General features: G+C 38.0%; 18 protein-coding genes and 1 other annotated feature. Of the genes, 14 read left to right on the forward strand and 4 right to left on the reverse strand.

Going from position 1 to position 17,969, the window contains the following annotated elements; all coding sequences use genetic code 11:
* The gene (gene mnmM, locus ACAN53_RS00225) at positions 1 to 576 is read right to left on the reverse strand and encodes a tRNA 5-(aminomethyl)-2-thiouridylate-methyltransferase MnmM (protein WP_379965270.1); all 576 of its coding nucleotides are present in this window, start codon (positions 574 to 576) and stop codon (positions 1 to 3) included.
* A complete protein-coding gene (mnmL, locus tag ACAN53_RS00230) occupies positions 573 to 1,526 on the reverse strand; it encodes a tRNA modification radical SAM protein MnmL/YtqA (protein ID WP_379965273.1) in 954 nt (317 codons plus the stop codon). The genes mnmM and mnmL overlap by 4 nt, the downstream gene beginning before the upstream one ends.
* Positions 1,527 to 1,668: 142 nt before the next feature.
* Here mnmL and ACAN53_RS00235 point away from each other — a divergent pair, with 142 nt between their 5' ends.
* The 8 genes from ACAN53_RS00235 to ACAN53_RS00270 all read left to right on the forward strand — a co-directional run bounded on the left by ACAN53_RS00235 (position 1,669) and on the right by ACAN53_RS00270 (position 7,572).
* A complete protein-coding gene (locus ACAN53_RS00235) occupies positions 1,669 to 1,932 on the forward strand; it encodes a YtzC family protein (RefSeq protein ID WP_379965276.1) in 264 nt (87 codons plus the stop codon).
* 20 nt (positions 1,933 to 1,952) lie between these two features.
* Complete coding sequence (locus ACAN53_RS00240; protein ID WP_379965279.1) at positions 1,953 to 2,096, forward strand: glycogen biosynthesis protein GlgD; 144 nt, start codon at positions 1,953 to 1,955, stop codon at positions 2,094 to 2,096.
* A gap of 166 nt (positions 2,097 to 2,262) precedes the next feature.
* On the forward strand, positions 2,263 to 3,450 hold the full coding sequence (locus ACAN53_RS00245; RefSeq protein ID WP_379965282.1) for an MDR family MFS transporter: 1,188 nt from the start codon (positions 2,263 to 2,265) through the stop codon (positions 3,448 to 3,450).
* Between the two features lie 42 nt (positions 3,451 to 3,492).
* Positions 3,493 to 3,707 (forward strand) — a binding site (T-box leader).
* A gap of 51 nt (positions 3,708 to 3,758) precedes the next feature.
* Complete coding sequence (gene leuS, locus ACAN53_RS00250) at positions 3,759 to 6,173, forward strand: leucine--tRNA ligase (protein WP_379965285.1); 2,415 nt, start codon at positions 3,759 to 3,761, stop codon at positions 6,171 to 6,173.
* A gap of 413 nt (positions 6,174 to 6,586) precedes the next feature.
* A complete protein-coding gene (locus ACAN53_RS00255; protein ID WP_379965288.1) occupies positions 6,587 to 6,793 on the forward strand; it encodes a spore germination protein in 207 nt (68 codons plus the stop codon).
* A gap of 40 nt (positions 6,794 to 6,833) precedes the next feature.
* Positions 6,834 to 6,992 (forward strand): hypothetical protein, encoded by a 159-nt coding sequence (locus tag ACAN53_RS00260; protein WP_379965291.1) that lies wholly within the window; start codon positions 6,834 to 6,836, stop codon positions 6,990 to 6,992.
* Positions 6,993 to 7,151: 159 nt separating this feature from the next.
* Positions 7,152 to 7,412: a DUF2553 family protein gene (locus ACAN53_RS00265; RefSeq protein ID WP_379965294.1), complete on the forward strand. Its 261-nt coding sequence runs from the start codon at positions 7,152 to 7,154 to the stop codon at positions 7,410 to 7,412.
* Positions 7,390 to 7,572 (forward strand): sporulation protein Cse60, encoded by a 183-nt coding sequence (locus tag ACAN53_RS00270; protein ID WP_379965297.1) that lies wholly within the window; start codon positions 7,390 to 7,392, stop codon positions 7,570 to 7,572. Before ACAN53_RS00265 ends, ACAN53_RS00270 begins: the two co-directional genes overlap by 23 nt.
* Before the next feature lie 39 nt (positions 7,573 to 7,611).
* Here the strand turns inward: ACAN53_RS00270 and ACAN53_RS00275 are convergent, their stop codons facing one another.
* A complete protein-coding gene (locus ACAN53_RS00275) occupies positions 7,612 to 8,880 on the reverse strand; it encodes a BaiN/RdsA family NAD(P)/FAD-dependent oxidoreductase (RefSeq protein ID WP_379965300.1) in 1,269 nt (422 codons plus the stop codon).
* A 167-nt stretch (positions 8,881 to 9,047) separates the two neighbouring features.
* On the opposite strand from ACAN53_RS00275, the gene ACAN53_RS00280 reads away from it, so the two are divergent.
* Positions 9,048 to 10,697: a putative polysaccharide biosynthesis protein gene (locus tag ACAN53_RS00280; protein ID WP_379965303.1), complete on the forward strand. Its 1,650-nt coding sequence runs from the start codon at positions 9,048 to 9,050 to the stop codon at positions 10,695 to 10,697.
* 39 nt (positions 10,698 to 10,736) lie between these two features.
* The gene (locus tag ACAN53_RS00285) at positions 10,737 to 11,447 is read left to right on the forward strand and encodes a pseudouridine synthase (RefSeq protein ID WP_379965306.1); all 711 of its coding nucleotides are present in this window, start codon (positions 10,737 to 10,739) and stop codon (positions 11,445 to 11,447) included.
* Between the two features lie 141 nt (positions 11,448 to 11,588).
* Here ACAN53_RS00285 and ACAN53_RS00290 read toward each other — a convergent pair whose 3' ends face one another.
* Positions 11,589 to 11,810 (reverse strand): DeoR family transcriptional regulator, encoded by a 222-nt coding sequence (locus tag ACAN53_RS00290; RefSeq protein WP_379965309.1) that lies wholly within the window; start codon positions 11,808 to 11,810, stop codon positions 11,589 to 11,591.
* A 413-nt stretch (positions 11,811 to 12,223) separates the two neighbouring features.
* Here ACAN53_RS00290 and pepV point away from each other — a divergent pair, with 413 nt between their 5' ends.
* The 4 genes from pepV (at position 12,224) to pulA (ending at position 17,753) form a co-directional block, all read left to right on the forward strand.
* Entirely contained in the window at positions 12,224 to 13,621 is a 1,398-nt protein-coding gene (pepV, locus tag ACAN53_RS00295) for a dipeptidase PepV (RefSeq protein WP_379965312.1), read from the forward strand.
* A gap of 148 nt (positions 13,622 to 13,769) precedes the next feature.
* Positions 13,770 to 14,924 (forward strand): MFS transporter, encoded by a 1,155-nt coding sequence (locus tag ACAN53_RS00300; RefSeq protein ID WP_379970184.1) that lies wholly within the window; start codon positions 13,770 to 13,772, stop codon positions 14,922 to 14,924.
* A 49-nt stretch (positions 14,925 to 14,973) separates the two neighbouring features.
* Positions 14,974 to 15,507, forward strand: coding sequence for an RNA 2',3'-cyclic phosphodiesterase (gene thpR, locus ACAN53_RS00305; RefSeq protein ID WP_379965315.1), 534 nt, complete (start codon positions 14,974 to 14,976; stop codon positions 15,505 to 15,507).
* Between the two features lie 101 nt (positions 15,508 to 15,608).
* On the forward strand, positions 15,609 to 17,753 hold the full coding sequence (pulA, locus tag ACAN53_RS00310) for a type I pullulanase (RefSeq protein ID WP_379965318.1): 2,145 nt from the start codon (positions 15,609 to 15,611) through the stop codon (positions 17,751 to 17,753).
* The last annotated feature ends 216 nt before the right edge of the window (positions 17,754 to 17,969 follow it).

Raw genomic sequence — 17,969 nt, forward strand, 5'->3', positions numbered from 1 at the left:
TCATTTTCTTTTCTCTATTGCAATAATAAACGGAGGATCATTTTGTTGATTGATAAATTCATAGCGAAGCACATGAGTTTTTTTCTGATCAAGCTCTTGTACAAAGGAAAGAATATGATCGCGCTCCGTCTTTCCTTCCGGATGTCCGTGATATATAACGAGTACAATGATTCCTTCCGGTGCCATAATAGAAAGGAGCTGAGTAATGGCATCAATCGTAGACGTAGGCTTTGTGACAATCTCTTTATCGCCCCCAGGTAAATAGCCTAAATTAAAAATTGCTCCTGTTATCTTACCATGTGTAGGTTTTGGTATATGGTTAATAAGATTACTATGACTGTCGTGAATTAGTACGACGCGGTTTGCGATACCTGTTTCGTCTAAACGTTTTCTCGTTTGTTCTAACGCTTGCGCTTGAATATCAAATGCATATACTGTTCCATCTTCTCCGACAGTTTCTGCTAGCATACATGTATCGTGTCCATTCCCCATAGTTGCATCCACGCACACATCGCCTGGTGAAATAGCAGATCGAAGCAGAATTCTAGCAAAAGGCAATATTCCTTCTAATTTCATTTTTCGTTCACCTTATTTTCGAATTTTCCTTGCCAGCTTCCTCGTCGTTCAAATTCAGCATCAATGGAGTTAAGTACTTCCCATTTCTTTAAACTCCACATCGGTCCAATCATTAAATCAGGCGGGCCATCTCCTGTAATGCGATGAATAATAACAGATGGTGGGAACAGTTCAAGCTGATCGACAACAAGATTTACATAGTCTTCTTGGGAGAGAAATTGGAGTTGTCCTTTTTCATATTGTTTTACCATAGGAGTTCCCTTTAAGAGGTGCAACAAATGAATTTTCAGACCTTGAATGTCGAGTTTTGCTACTTCTTTGGCAGTTTCCATCATCATATCGTACGATTCAAGTGGTAAACCATTAATAATATGTGAGCATACGCGAATATTATGTTTACGTAGTTTTTCTACGCCTTCTACATACGTCTTAAAATCATGAGCGCGGTTAATAAGAAGAGCGGTCCGTTCATGGACCGTTTGTAAGCCGAGCTCTACCCAAAGATACGTACGTTTGTTTAAGTCAGCAAGATATTCAACTACATCATCAGGTAAGCAATCTGGACGAGTTGCAATGGAAATACCAACAACGCCTTCTAATTCTAAAACAGGCTCAAATGTTTGCTTTAATACTTCAACAGGTGCATGAGTATTTGTAAAAGCTTGAAAGTAGGCCATGCATTTTCCGTTTTTCCATTTTTCATTCATTTTTTCTTTTACTTTGTAAAACTGAGTCACAACATCTTCTGCTCGGTTCCCTGCAAAATCGCCAGAGCCAGCAGCACTGCAAAAGGTGCAACCACCGAATGCAACCGTACCATCACGGTTCGGGCAGTCAAAGCCAGCATCCAAGGAAACCTTAAATACCTTTTCTCCAAAGTGCTGCCTTAGATGATAATTCCATGTATGATATCGTTTATTATCATTGCTATATAGAAATGGATTTTCCATGATATTTCCTCCATATAAAAAAGTGACGATCGAAAAACAACCATCATTATAACATATATACTCATAACAATACCTTTTTCCGGACACAATAAGGTGAAACTTCCCATCACCTTAGCGTGTTAGGAAAAAAGGAGGTAGACCCATGACAGATCGTTCTTCATTGGATCAATGCATTAGCAGTGCACAATCTGTACTTGAAACTAGCAAAGAACAAGTAAAAACGGCTATGAAACAAGAGCATTATAATGATATCGATTATTCCGATGCTCAGTTTCAGCTTGAACAGGCTTTGCTATCACTCGAATCGATGATGCATAATGCAAATGCTGAGCAGCGCGAGCGAATTGATCGAATGGTTGCCAATATACGAAATGTGCAACATCAAATGATTATAACGCCACATTAAATGGAAAAAGGAGCATAATGATGACAAAACGTTCTAAACAAAATAATCCTGAACAAAAAACGAATAATGGTACGAATCCAGAATTTACAAATCAATCTGATCCAATTGTACAAGCAAAGCAACGGAACCACGGAACAGGTCAGCCGCAAAAAGCGAAGCAGTAAGGAAAAAGATTGTAAAAAAGTCTCGCCTATGGCGGGCTTTTTTACGGTAGATTCGTTAAGAGAAAATGCGATTTTTCCGAATAATTTGTCTACACGTTAATCTGTTGTCATCGCTGTGAAAAAGACATACAATCGGTATGTTGTGGAAAAGTGAGGGGGAGAATCGATGCCAAAACGAGCGTGGTTATTAATTATTGGAATGATTATAAATGTTACTGCCTCTTCTTTTTTATGGCCTTTTAATACGATATATATTCATACTTATTTAGGAAAGTCTTTGTCTGTTGTGGGAATGGCTTTGATGATTAATTCGCTTGCTGCAGCAATTGGAAATCTGGCAGGTGGTTATATGTTTGATAAATGGGGAGGATACAAGTCTATTCTAACTGGAATTATCATCACACTCGTTTCTGTTGCAGGGCTTGTTATAATTCATAGTTGGCCTTTATATGTTGTGTGGCTAGCCGCGATTGGTCTTGGATCAGGAATGGTTTTCCCCTCCATGTATGCAATGATTGCTACCATTTGGCCAGAAGGTGGGCGGCGAGCATTTAATGCTTTATATGTTTCACAGAATTTTGGTGTAGCGCTTGGCTCTGCTCTTGGAGGTCTGGTTGCATCCTTACGTATTGATTATATCTTTCTAGCAAACTTAATTCTCTATGCTGCCTTTTTTGTGTTAGCAGCAATTGGATTTAAAACGATTCAAACAAAGGCCGTTCATGTAGAAAATGAACCAACAATGCGAAGCCTTTGGAAAATGACTCCGATGTTTCAATCGCTGTTAATATTATGTACTGCATATATGATGTGTTGGGGTACTTATGTACAATGGCAAGGTGTCATCCCCTTACATATGCAAGAATTACACATTAGTTTGCAGTCCTATAGCTTACTATGGACTGTAAACGGTGCGTTGATTGTGTTAGCACAACCATTTATTCATTGGATTGTTCAGACAATCAAAGCATCATTAAAGCAACAATTTATCATTGGAATATCTATTTTTATCATTTCCTTTGCTCTTGTCAGTCAAGCAGAGAGTTTTCGTATGTATATGATTGCAATGATTATATTAACATGCGGCGAAATGTTTGCTTGGCCTGCAGTACCTACCATAGCCAATAATTTAGCTCCTACAGGTAAGATTGGATTCTATCAAGGTCTTGTGAACAGTGCAGCGACAGGGGGAAGGATGCTCGGACCATTGGCAGGCGGAGTTATTTTTGACGTATTTCATATTCGTGTATTATTCATCTTTATTTTGGCTACACTAATCATAGCAATTTTTATTACAAGCGTGTATGATTACAAGCTTGTACATAAGAAAATAGAGAGGAAAATCTCTGTTTGACTGGATTTAGAACATAATTTAAAATAGAGTATAAGAAAATAGTTAATGACAGTGATAAGGAGTAGTAGCGATTTCAAGTGGATCAGAGAGTTGACGGTTGGTGCAAGTCAATCTAAGCTTAGTCGTGAACTCACCTTGGAGTAGTAATCGTGAATGAGTAGCGATTATCGTTGCATCCACGTTACGGATAAAGAGCGAATGCAAAATTGCATTAACTAGGGTGGTACCGCGGGAATATACAACCTCTCGTCCCTTTTGGGATGGGGGTTTTTTTGCATTCCAACGGAAATAGAATGGAGGGTATTGTGGTGAGTTATAATCATCAAGAAATCGAGAAGAAATGGCAAATGTATTGGGAAGATCATACAACGTTCCGTACAACAGAAGACAAAGAAAAGCCTAAATTTTATGTGTTGGACATGTTTCCTTATCCGTCTGGTGTAGGACTTCATGTAGGACATCCAGAAGGGTATACAGCAACAGATATTTTAGCTCGTATGAAACGGATGCAAGGCTATAATGTACTTCACCCAATGGGTTGGGATGCATTTGGTCTTCCTGCAGAGCAGTACGCTCTGGATACAGGTAATGATCCCGCAGAATTTACGGTAAAAAATATTAATACATTCCGCAGACAAATTAAATCACTTGGTTTTTCTTATGACTGGGATCGTGAAGTGAACACGACGGATCCCGATTATTATAAATGGACGCAATGGATATTCATTAAGATGTTTGAAAAAGGGTTAGCATATGTTGACGAGGTTGCTGTGAACTGGTGTCCTGCCCTTGGAACGGTACTAGCAAATGAAGAAGTAATTGATGGTAAGAGTGAACGAGGTGGCCATCCGGTAGAACGACGTCCGATGAAGCAATGGGTGTTGAAAATTACTGAGTATGCCGATCGTTTATTAGAAGATCTGGAAGAACTAGATTGGCCAGAAAGCTTAAAAGAAATGCAACGAAACTGGATTGGTCGTTCGGAAGGTGCAGAGGTTCATTTTACAATTGATGGAACGGATGAAACGTATACGGTATTTACAACTCGTCCCGATACTTTATTTGGTGCAACATACTCTGTGCTAGCTCCAGAGCATGAGCTTGTAAGTAAAATTACAACACCTGAACAAAAGGATGCAGTAGAAGCTTACTTAGATAAGGTGAAAACAAAAAGTGATTTGGAACGTACGGATTTGGCAAAGGATAAGACAGGTGTGTTCACAGGTGCCTATGCGATTAATCCTGTTAATGGTGAAAAAATGCCAATCTGGATTGCTGACTATGTGCTAATTAGTTATGGATCTGGTGCTATCATGGCTGTTCCTGCTCATGATGAACGTGACTATGAATTTGCGAAAAAATTTGATCTTCCAATTAAACAAGTGGTAGAAGGCGGAGATATTGCGAAAGAAGCTTACACAGGTGACGGCGCTCATATTAACTCTGGTTTTCTAAATGGACTTGGTAAAGAAGAAGCGATTACTAACATGATTGACTGGCTTGTTGCAAAGGGTGCAGGGGAAAAGAAAGTAACGTACCGCTTGCGAGATTGGTTATTTAGCCGTCAGCGCTATTGGGGAGAACCGATTCCTGTTATCCACTGGGAAGATGGTACGATGACAGCTGTACCAGAAGAAGAATTACCATTGCTTCTTCCTAAAACAGAAAATATTCGTCCATCAGGAACAGGGGAATCACCGCTCGCTAATATAGAAGAATGGGTTCAGGTTGTGGATCCAATTACAGGGAAAAAGGGTCGCCGGGAAACAAATACAATGCCGCAATGGGGCGGAAGTTGCTGGTATTTCTTACGCTACATCGATCCGCATAATAGCGAAAAATTAGCAGACCCAGAAAAGTTGAAACAATGGCTTCCGGTTGATACATACATCGGCGGTGCAGAGCATGCGGTTCTTCACTTATTGTATGCACGCTTTTGGCATAAATTCTTGTATGATATCGGTGTTGTTCCAACGAAAGAGCCATTCCAAAAATTATTCAATCAAGGAATGATTTTAGGATCAAACAATGAAAAAATGAGTAAGTCAAAAGGAAATGTCGTCAATCCGGATGATGTAGTAGCGAGTCACGGAGCGGATACACTCCGCTTATATGAAATGTTCATGGGACCACTCGATGCATCGATTGCATGGTCTGAAAATGGTCTTGATGGATCCCGTCGTTTCTTAGATCGTGTATGGCGCTTACTTGTACACGAAAATGGCGAACTAAGTGAAAAAATAGTAGAAAAACCAAATAAAGCTCTTGATAAGGTATTTCACCAAATGGTGAAAAAAGTGACGGAAGACTATGAGGGCCTTCGATTTAATACAGCAATTTCACAAATGATGGTATTCTGTAACGATGCTTATAAAACTGATATCCTTCCAAAGGAATACATGGAAGGCTTTGTTCAGCTATTAGCTCCAGTTGCACCTCATCTAGCAGAAGAGTTATGGAATAAACTTGGACACACAGAATCCATTACGTACAGTGCTTGGCCATCCTATGATGAATCTAAGCTTGTCGAAGACGAGATTGAAATTGTTGTACAATTGAATGGTAAACTAAAAGCAAAGCTGATGATTGCTAAGGATGCAACAAAAGAACAAATGGAAAAAGAAGCTATGAAGGATGAAACAGTAAAAGAACAAATAGAAGGAAAAACGATACGTAAAGTAATTATAGTACCAGGTAAGCTTGTTAATATCGTTGCCAACTAATAGTGCAAATGCCCTCCTATTTTTAAAACATAAGTCATTGCTTTTTCACACATACTAAAGATGACTTAATGAAAAGAGGAGGGTTGCATCATGGCAAAAGGAAGAAGTAACAATAGTGGTCAGAAACAACCAAACTTCAATGACTCATCGAATTCTTCAAAAGAAAAGCAAACGCAAATAAAAAAGCATGACAAGGAAAAATAAATAGGATTGTAATGGAGGGAGAAGTTTTAATACTCTCTCCTTTTTTTGTTCATCTTTTTGTAACAATCTGTTGATAAAAAGCAAAGGGGTATATGGTTGTCAATATGGTGGGTGGAATGAACGAATACAAAGGGGAATTACAATTTTCTTGAGAATGTCTGTTTCTTTTGCATATAGTAATAGTAATGAATGCAAAGGGGCATATGAAAATGGCTAACATACAAAACATAGAGATTAATCGAAATATAGGAACAGTGAATATAGGAAATCATTATAATCTAACATCACTTTCTGTTTCAAAAACGAGTAATGGGTCTGGGGCATCTAATACAGGAGTATATGTAAATGGAAGACGTATCGTAGATGATAGGCCTTCATTTGTACCAATTACGAATGAACCCTTATTGGAAGACTAGCATACATTAATAGAGAAAATGAGAAGAAAGGCCGATTTATATGACGGTAGTCATTAAGAAATTTGTTATCGTAAATAATTACGGTGTTGTGCGTATAACAGATCACGTAAATGAAGTGAAAGCAGATGCTACGAAATCTAATAACGGAACAGAAGGACCCGTTATTGCTGATTTTGTGAACGGAAAACGAACCGTCTAGATTATAATGAAGATTCTTTCATAACAAATGCCATCCTCTGAAAGCCAGCAAATTGCTGGCTTCTTTTACTATATGTAAAATTTTTCGCTACCTATCATAAAAGGCTATTGTATTAATAGAATAAATTAAAGAATCCATTCGCGAAGGGAGGGGGAATGGATGGGAAGGACTATAAAAGTTGATATTACGGAAAAAGTAGTTGCAAAGTTTAAAAATCACTATTTAGAATTATATTCCAATAAATTTATGATTGGAAAATACTATATGAATTCAGAAGATAAGCATTATGTACTAGAAAATGGCTATATATTTGAAAATGGCCGTTTTTATCGTCTTATTGATACACGCAGAGATGTGAATCCTTCTGTAAAACGGTCCGATGTAAGGTGGTGTTTAGATGATACGAGTAAAAGTATTTGATGAAAGTCATGAAAAGGATTTGGAAGAATCGATTAATGGTTTTTTGAAAAAAATTACAGAAGAGAGTGTAGTGGATATTAAATATCAAGTAGCTGTTTCTAATAATGATGAGGAAAATCAAATATACTGTTTTTCGGCCATGATTGTATATAAAGGATGACAGAAAAGGAGTGCGTCGTATTCCTTTTCTGTCATCCCTTTATTTAGAACGTGCATCTTTTCCAGCAGACATTCCTGCAATTCTTCCTGTTACGAGAGCAGCGGTGATATTGTATCCACCTGTATAACCATGAATGTCGAGGATTTCCCCGCAAAAGTACAAGCCATTCATTAACTTAGAAGCCATTTGTTTTGGATGAATTTCCTTAATGGACACCCCGCCCCCTGTTACGAATGCTTTTTCAATAGATTGCGTTCCGTGCACAGCAAAGGAAAAACCTTTAATATCGCGTACAAAGGCGCGTAACTTTTCATGAGAAGCTTGGCTTGCATTTGTACTATCAAGTAAATCATTTCGCCCAAGAAGGAACAGTAAGTATCGTTCTGGTAACATTCCTTTTACTAAATTTTTTACATTTTTTTTCGAATCTTCCTGTATTCGTTGTAGAATTTGTTGAAAGAGCTCATCTTCTTTTGTATCTGGGTACGAATCAATGCACATCATAATTTGGTTAACCTGAAATTTTTTCATCGTTTTAATTACATATTGACTACATCTTAGTGCTGCTGGTCCAGAAAGACCGAAATGGGTAAAAATCATGTCCATTTTATGGGTAATGACTGTTTTCCCTTTTGGATTTAAAACGCTGATTGCAACATTTCGGAGGGAAATCCCTTGTAACACGCGTTCTTTAATAAAAGATTCATTAGATAGAATCGGAACTTCTGTCGGAAATAGCTCAGTAATATGATGACCAGCTTTTTCTGCCCATGCATATCCGTCCCCAGTTGAACCCGTATGCGGAACAGATTTACCTCCAACTGCTACCACAACGTGCCCTACAGGGATTATTTCGCCGTTTTGCAAGACAACAGCTGAGGTTTGCCCATTGTGATACTCTATCGTTTTTACGGATTGGTTTGTACGCACATGAATATGAAGCTCATGCATTCTTTGAAGAAGAGCATCTACTACGGATTGTGATTTATTAGAAACAGGAAACATTCTTCCGTGATCTTCTTCCTTTAATTTCACGCCTAGTTTTTCAAAGAATTGAATGATATCTTCGTTATTAAAAATGGAAAAGGCACTATATAAAAAACGTCCGTTTCCAGGAATATGCTTTATAATTTCTTCTTCTGGAAGGCGATTCGTCACATTGCAACGTCCACCACCTGATATAGCGAGCTTTCTTCCTAGTTTTTCTCCTTTATCGAGCAGCAAGACGGTAGCTCCTTGTTCAGCAGCTCCAATGGCTGCCATAAGACCAGACGGTCCCCCGCCGATAACAATTACATCATAGTTCATTTTTCTCACCCTTGTCCGTTCTTTTGTAAACAAGGATAGCACGAAAAAAGGAAAAATAGAATTAGCTCTTTTCTTTCCTAACTCTTCGTTTTTTTACGCTTATCGTATATAGAAGTTTTATGATACAATACAAAAGTTAGATTTTAATATACGTGGGGGATCTTTAAATGTCCGATTCCAAATTTGTACGTGGAACACTTATTGTAACGTTCGGAACCTTTTTCGTGAAATTTCTTGGTATGATTTACGTCTTTCCGTTTCATCAGCTTGTTGGCACCAATGGTGGAACCCTGTATACATATGGCTACGTTCCTTATCAGATTTTTCTAAGCATAGCAACAGCAGGAGTTCCTTTAGCTGTTTCTAAATTTGTATCGAAATACAATGCTCTAGGAGATTATGAGACGAGCAGACGAATGTTTCGTTCAGGAATGAAGCTTATGATTTTTATGGGTATGCTCTCCTTTATTGTTCTTTATATGAGTGCACCTCTGTTCGCTAAAGCGATGCTAGGAGATAAAACATTAGTAAATAGCCCGCAAGATGTAACCATGATTATTCGGCTTGTTAGTTTTGCTCTTCTTGTTGTCCCTGCAGCTAGTTTGATTCGAGGATTCTTTCAAGGTCATCAGTCCATGGGGCCAACCACTGTTTCGCAAATTATTGAACAAATTATCCGTATTGCTATTTTGTTAATAGGAAGTTATATTGTGATTCGGGTATTAAAAGGCTCGGTTGCTACTGCTGTTGGTGTTTCTACGTTTGCAGCTTTCGTATCTGCTGTGGGGGCATTAATCGTATTACTGTGGTATTGGGTGAAACGAAAACGTAATTTGGACGAGCTACTAGCGTCACAAACGGTAAAGCCATCCGTTGTCAGTACCCCGCAGCTTTACAAAGAATTATTTGCTTATGCTCTTCCTTATGTTGTGGTCGGATTAACCATTCCGTTATATCAACAAATTGATACACTAACGTTTAATAAAGTGATGGAAGCTGCTGGAAAGGCGGATATTGCGGAGCATGCCCTCGGTATTTTTACAATGTGGACGCATAAACTCATCATGATACCCGTGTCACTTGCGACCGCTTTTAGTTTAACGCTCGTTCCAGCAATTACAAAGTCATTTACAGAAAATAAAATAAAAACGCTGCATCATCAAATTCAGCAAACCTTTCAAGTAAACATCTTTTTAACATTACCTGCTGTTGTGGGGATTTCTGTTCTTGCCTATCCTCTTTACCGTGCCTTCTATGAAGCGGATCCGCTTGGTGGGCAGATTCTTATGTGGTATGCACCTGTTGCTTTATTATTCGCGTTATTTTCGGTTACTGCAGCTATATTACAAGGGATTAATCAACAAAAACATGCCATTATTGGCCTAGTAATCGGTATTATATTAAAAATCATTTGTAATATTGTGCTGATTCGGTATTTCGACGCGATTGGTGGCGTTCTTGGAACTGGTATTGGATTTGCTGCATCGATTCTATATACCAATAAGCAAATTCGTAAACATGTGAATTTTAGTTTTGTACGTGTATACAAACGAACCTTCCAAATCTCTGTTATTACATTCCTTATGACAGTAAGTGCCAAGGTAGTATATAGTGGTTTATCCACTATCATTCCTTACACAGCAAGTCGCTTGGATGCATTTCTTATCGTAATAATTACTGGTATTGTCGGAGTTGCAGTCTATGTGTTTTTAGCTATTCGGACTGGGGTTGCTTCCCGTGTGTTTGGGGAAGAACTACTTCATAAGCTAATTAATAGATTTAGACGAACAATTAAACTTACAAATAAACAAGCGTAATAATGCGATTACGCTTTGTTTTATTCGAAAGGAGAGCCTATGAGAATTGATAAATTCTTAGCAAATATGGGATACGGAAGTAGAAAAGAAGTAAAAAAGCTTTTAAAGGATGGAGCAGTTCGTATTGACAGTCTTCCCATAAAAGATGCGAAGGCACAAGTAAATGTGGATGTTCAGGAGGTTACTGTATACGGTGAACTTGTTGAGTATAAGGAGTTTATTTACTTAATGATGAATAAACCACAAGAAGTGATTTCTGCAACGGAAGATGAAGAGCAACAAACGGTTATTGACTTGCTTCAGCCAGAGGATGCTGTGTTTGATCTGTTTCCAGTTGGACGTCTAGATAAAGATACAGAAGGTTTCCTTCTTCTTACGAATGATGGAAAACTTGCGCATCAGCTACTATCACCAAAAAAGCATGTACCGAAAAAGTATTATGCAAGAGTCGAGGGACTTGTGACGGAGGATGACATTTCAGCTTTTCATAGGGGAGTCATGTTAGAGGACGGTTATGTGACAAAACCAGGCGAATTAACCATCTTACGCGGTGATAGCATATCAGAAATTGAACTCGTAATCACAGAAGGAAAGTTTCATCAAGTGAAACGCATGTTTGAAGCAGTTGGCAAAAAGGTGGTTTATTTAAAACGAACAGAAATGGGGCCTCTCTTACTTGATGAAGAGCTAGAGCTTGGTCAATACCGAGAATTGACAGAAGAGGAACTTCAACTACTTAAAGGTGAATAGGTTATATACAAAAGATAGAGATGATTCAAAAGGGAAGCCCATTGCCTTTTGAATCATCTCTATATAAAAAGACTCTACCAAATCTTTATATTACAAGTAAATACGGGAATAATCCTAATTTTTATAAATAAAAAAGTATTTTTAAGAAGAAAGTCTCACTCTCTTTCCTGTTGTCGTCCACTTTCCACGACTAGGGCTGTAAACCAAATCATTGAACTGCAGCACATTTAGATCTCGTTGGATGGTTCTTGGCGTTATGCCAAACTCATCCACTAAATCCTGGGTTGTGACAGTGCCCTTTTCATTGATGTACATATAAATCGACTTAATCCGTGTTAACATACGAGAGGTTGTAAATTTCAAAAAACCACTCCTCCACGAGTTTTATAGTGACTCAACTAGGAAAAAGAATATCTTTTTGTTTTTATTTTACTCCATATCATTCATATCATGCTCTTTTTTTACCTTTTTTAACAGAAAATTAATCTATACATTTAAATGTAAAGGTTTGATATAGAGCTAAACGATAAGATATATTATATTTCTACAAAAAACGTCTCAATCCTACCTTTTGTTAAATCATCGTGAATGTATTTGTTTGCGTATTTTTAAAGAGTGAGGCAAACACTTTACATATGTTCTTCGTCCATTTAGCATCCCCTTGTTAAGTACGATTATAGCTATGCGACTACTTCTATTTTACCACGAATATTGGCGAAATAGACAATCGTTTGCTATGATGAAAGATGAAATTAAGTAAAGTAGGTGACTTCTATATGAAAATTAATTGGATAGAAGAAGTGGAAAAAAGAAAAGATGCATTACTTGCAGATACGCAACAATTTTTACGAATTAAAAGTGTGCTTGACGAAGAGGATAGCCAAGAAGGTGCGCCGTTTGGCAGAGGCATTGGGCAAGCACTTACGTATATGCTTCAAACGGGTAGTAAAGACGGATTTCGTATGAAAAACTTAGAAGGGTATGCTGGCCATCTGGAAATGGGACAAGGCGATGAGCTCCTTGGTATTCTATGTCATGTTGACGTTGTGCCAGAAGGAGACGGGTGGGCAAGTGATCCGTATGCAGCAAATATTCGTGACGGAAAAATCATTGCACGAGGTGCAATTGATGATAAGGGACCAACAATGGCCGCTTACTATGCAATGAAAATTGTAAAAGAGCTCGGCCTGCCTTTAACGAAGCGAGTGCGCATGATTCTTGGTGCAGATGAAGAAAGTCATTGGCGCTGCGTGGATCATTATTTTACACATGAAGAAATGCCAACGATGGGATTTGCTCCTGATGCCGATTTTCCTATCATTAATGCGGAAAAAGGAATTTGTGATGCGTATGTAAAGCTGACTGCATCTGAAAAGAGAGAGGCAATGGCACTGATTAGCTTTTCGTCTGGTAGAAGATTAAATATGGTACCCGATTTCGCTACAGCACAAGTACGGACAAGCGATGTACATAGTATAGAACGATTTAAAATCTTCTTACAACAAACGAAATTGGAAGGACAAGCTTCCACAGAAGATGGAATTGTTTCATTTGAAGTAAAAGGGATATCTGCACATGGCTCGACTCCAGAACAAGGAAGAAATGCTGGTATTTTGTTAGCTACATTTTTAAATGGAGAGCAATTGGACTGGGCTGGTACTTCGTTTGTCGCGTTTGTAACCAAGTATTTTGAAAAGGATACGCTCGGAAAAGAGCTTGGTATATCATATAGCGACGATATTACGGGAGAATTAACGGTGAATGTAGGTCTTTTGAACTACAGTGAGCAAGAAGGTGGAACACTTGGTTTAAATATACGATATCCTGTGACAACTGATGCAGTAAAAATGCTGAAAACGTTGGAAATCGTTGCAGGGGAGAACGGGTTTTCATTAGGCGAGGTATCGGATTCAAAGCCGCATCATGTTGATAAGGACCACGTGCTAATTCAAACGCTTGCGCGTGTTTATGAGGAACAAACAGGAGAGAAAGCTAGCTTGTTAGCAATTGGCGGGGGAACATACGCTAGATCACTACAGGCGGGAGTTGCATTCGGCCCGCTTTTCCCAGGTAAAGAAGAGCTTGCTCATCAAAAGGACGAATATATTGAGATTGATGATTTAGTAAAAGCAACTGCAATTTATGCACAGGCTATTTATGAATTGGCTAAATAATAGCAGTGACGTAAGCAGTTACTAGAAATCGTACTTAATTGTGAGATAATCCAAAATGAACATAGAGTCTTGGATTATCTTCTTCTTTGTTTTGGGAAGGGGGAAAAATATGGAGAAATCCATACAGAAGGAATCGAAGATTAGTACTATGTTTCGATTCTATTATTTTTTCATTTTTTTTGGATTAGGGGTACTGTTACCTTTATTGGGGGTATACTTGAGTAATACCTTACATTTATCAGGAACACAAATTGGAACCATTACTTCAGTCGGGTCCATTGTTATGATTTTCATTCAACCGTTATGGGGAATGCTATGTGATTACACACAAAAGCCTCGTGGAGTATTATTTGGTACATTGCTGGCTACAGGTATCATTGGCTTTTTGTATTCAACCACTGCTTCCTATCCAATTCTAGTCGTTATCGCTGTTGCATTAGCATTGTCACAAAGTGCAATCATTCCGATTTCTGATAGCATTGCTTTGAATTATGTTCAAAAGGGGAAGGATAACTATGGAAGCATTCGTTTATATGGTTCCCTTGGTTTTGCCTTTGCAGTTCTCGTTGCAGGAAGAGCTTCTCAAAGCTTTGGAATGGGTATTATTTTTTACTTGTTTGCAGCATTTATGTTTGCCGGAGCGGTATTGACGTGGATCCTTCCAAAACAAGGGTCAGGCTTACATGTGAATCTTGTGCAAGGGTGTACAATACTTTTAAAAAAACGTGAATTTTTATTATTCTTAGGGAGTACGTTTTTTATCTTTGGACCTATTAATGCGAATAATACATATTTTGGTTTGTTAATTATGAAGCTGGGCGGAACATTGACTGTTGTTGGGATTATGTTTTTGCTTTCTGCTGGTAGTGAAGCGCCGTTTATGAGAATCTCTTCCTTTTGGATGAGTAAGCTCGGCGTAGATCGTATTCTTATTTTGTCAGCGTTGGTTTCGGCCATTCGTTGGCTGTTTTATTTCTTTGAGCCGTCATTATTGCTTATTTATATTACTACCATTGCTCAGGGCTTATCGATTGGGTTTTTCGTGCCAGCTGCCTTGCAATATGTTCGTAACCTTGCTTCAAATTCTATGCGATCGACAGCTGTTGCATTGTACGCAGCAGCAGGAAGTGGATTTGGAACATGGTTTAGTACTATACTCGCAGGTGTTCTCATGGATCAATTTGGAATACCATTTGTTTATCTATGCTTCTTTATACTCACGGTAGTCGGATTATTTCTGTTAGTTCTTCTATTTAAAAAGAAAGTAGTCTCCTCAAAAGTATGCAAAAACGATATAGTATAAAGAGCAATAAATGTATATAGATTACAAAACGACGGGAGAATCACGTTGTATGCCAAATCATTATTTTTTTGCTATTCCTATACCACCGAATGTTAAAGAGCAGTTGTTTCAATGGCGATTGCAATATGAACGGCAACTTTCCTTTCGAACATGGACACATAAAGACGATTATCATATAACGCTTGCCTTTTTGGGAGAAGCAACTACGGCCTTATCTGCTTTTCAACTAGAGGACGTTCCTGTCTCTCGCTTTTCTCTAGGTATAGAAGGTTTATATACATTTGGAATGGAACATCGTCCGCGTATATTATGGGCGGGGGTTGAGCATAGATCAGAGATTATTACCCTGCAAACCTATGTATATGATGCGTGTGAAAAGTTAGGATACCAGTTAGATAAACGTCCCTTTCAACCACATATAACGCTTGCTAAACGTTGGATAGATGCACTACCTTTTGAGAATAAGATGCCGATTAATCCCTTAAAATTTACGGTGGATCATTTCTCTTTATTTGTTACTCATATGGAAGAAACACCAAAGTATGAAGAAATAGCTACATTTCCTCTTTTTTATAAATCATGAGATAATGAAAACGTTTACGAATGAAGAGAATATAATGTAGTATAAAAGGCTTAAATAACTAATGTTTTACTTATTTGAGTTAGAGGATGGTGAACACAGCAATGATTAAAGTCGACAACGTATTTGAAGCATATTTAGATCGGATGGACTTTATTACCATCTTGCTGCCGAAATCGTATGGTGCTTCAAGTTCTTTTCGTCTCAAACACCATGAATTAGAATGGAATCTTATCATACAAAACATTATCGAATTCCCGGAATTTACAAAATATGAATGCAAAATAGAAACGCCTTTAAAAATTGGAGAGACGTATGTTGTTGTGGATGAACGAAATAATGAAATCGAGTTGCACATTGGAGCAGTTATTCGAACTGAACAGTTTGATGACCTCTATTATTATGATGGAAATGATTTAGGTGTTACATTTTCACCAGACAAAACCGTATGTAAAGTGTGGGCTCCCACTGCTACAAAAGCAAAAGTACGCTTTTATGATTTAAGTGGTTTTAGAGAGTATGAAATGGTTCGAGAGCGAAATGGAGTTTGGATCGCGGAGATTGCTGGAAATTGTGAGGGAACTTATTATACGATTTGTGTGTATATTAATCATAAGTGGCGAGAAGCGATTGATCCATATGCGAAAGCTGTATCAAGTAATGGAATCTACGGAATCATTATTGATATAGAAAAAACGAGAGGGCAGGAAAATGAAATTGTGTTGCCTCCGTGTCCATTAACGGATGCTATTATATATGAAGCACATATACGCGATTTTACCATTCATCCTGACAGCGGAATTGTTCATAAAGGAAAATATAAAGGTCTAACGGAAGAAAGAACAAAGGGGCCAGAAGGAACAAGTACAGGGTTAAGTTATTTAAAAGAGCTAGGTATTACACATCTTGAATTATTACCATTTAATGATTTTGCTGGTGTGGATGAGTTATTTCCGCAATTAAGTTACAATTGGGGTTATAATCCGTTGCATTATAATGTACCCGAAGGAAGCTATGCGAGCGACCCAGAAAATCCGTATGCACGGATATTAGAAGTAAAACGGATGATCCGTAATCTTCATAAACATGGAATTCGTGTGATTATGGATGTGGTTTATAATCATGTTTACATTCGGGAAACCTCTTCCTTCGAAATGCTTGTCCCGGGATATTATTTCAGACATGATCATGATGGAATGCCTTCAGATGGGACAGGAGTTGGGAATGATATTGCTTCTGAGAGAAAAATGGTTCGTAAATTTATTAAAGACTCTGTGTTGTTCTGGTTAAAGGAATATAGCATTGATGGATTCCGATTTGATTTAATGGGAATCTTAGATATAGATACAATGAATGAAATTCGTCATGAAATTGACCGTATCAAACAAAATGTGATCCTTCTTGGTGAAGGGTGGGATATGGATACGCCATTATCATTGGATAAGAAGGCTACACTTCGTAATGCAGCAAAGATGCCAAATATTGCGCAGTTTAACGATGCATTTCGAGATACGGTGAAGGGGAGCACATTTAATAGCTATGATCGTGGTTATGCATTAGGGGATGGAGCTTGTATCGAGCATATGAAAATGTTTATTGCGGGGAGTATTCCTATGCAGCTAGACAAAAATAGTCCATTTCTGGAGCCTTATCAAACGATTAATTATGTAGAATCACATGATAATACCACCATGTGGGATAAATTGATAAGTAGTAATAGTGATGAAGAAGAGCATATTCGAAAAAGACGGCACCGCCTAGCAACTACCATTACGCTTCTTTCGCAAGGTATTCCTTTCTTACATGCTGGTCAGGAATTTTTCCGAACGAAGAAGGGGGTAGAAAATAGCTACAATTCACCTGATTATATTAATCAAATTGATTGGGAGCGTAAGGAATTGAATCTACATCATGTAGAATATATTAAAGGAATCATTGCTATCCGCAAAATGCACGGTGCTTTTCGGTTAACGTCGACTGATTTAGTGCGAAAGCATTTACGGTTTCTTCCTGCGCCTGATTCAGTAATCATGTATGAATTATCAGGTGTAAAAAAATATGGTCCATGGGAAAATATTCTAGTTATATTGAACAACACCGTTTATGAAAAAGAAATTATACTCCCTGATAGCGGAAAATGGTTGGTACTTGCTGATAATGTGGCAGCATCTTCTGTTGAAATGTATCAGACACAAGGACCAGGAATAACAGTATTTCCGATTAGTTCATATATATTGGCAAAAGGGTAACAATTCTTTACTTGACGATATGAAACGAATGAAGGTAGAATTGTCAGAGGTAGCTATTCTGGTATGAAAGCCAAAATAGCTCTCTTTTTTGTCAGGAAGTTAGATGACAATAACACGTTTCTATTATGGAAATGAATAGAGATACATGAGTATAGTGCCTTTCGCTAAACCTTCTTCTAAAACAGTCTAGGTTAAAATTACTGTTGGCTGCTCTGT

The sequence above is a fragment of the Ectobacillus soli genome (assembly GCF_042610425.1).
In the GTDB taxonomy this organism is placed as follows: domain Bacteria; phylum Bacillota; class Bacilli; order Bacillales; family Bacillaceae_G; genus Ectobacillus.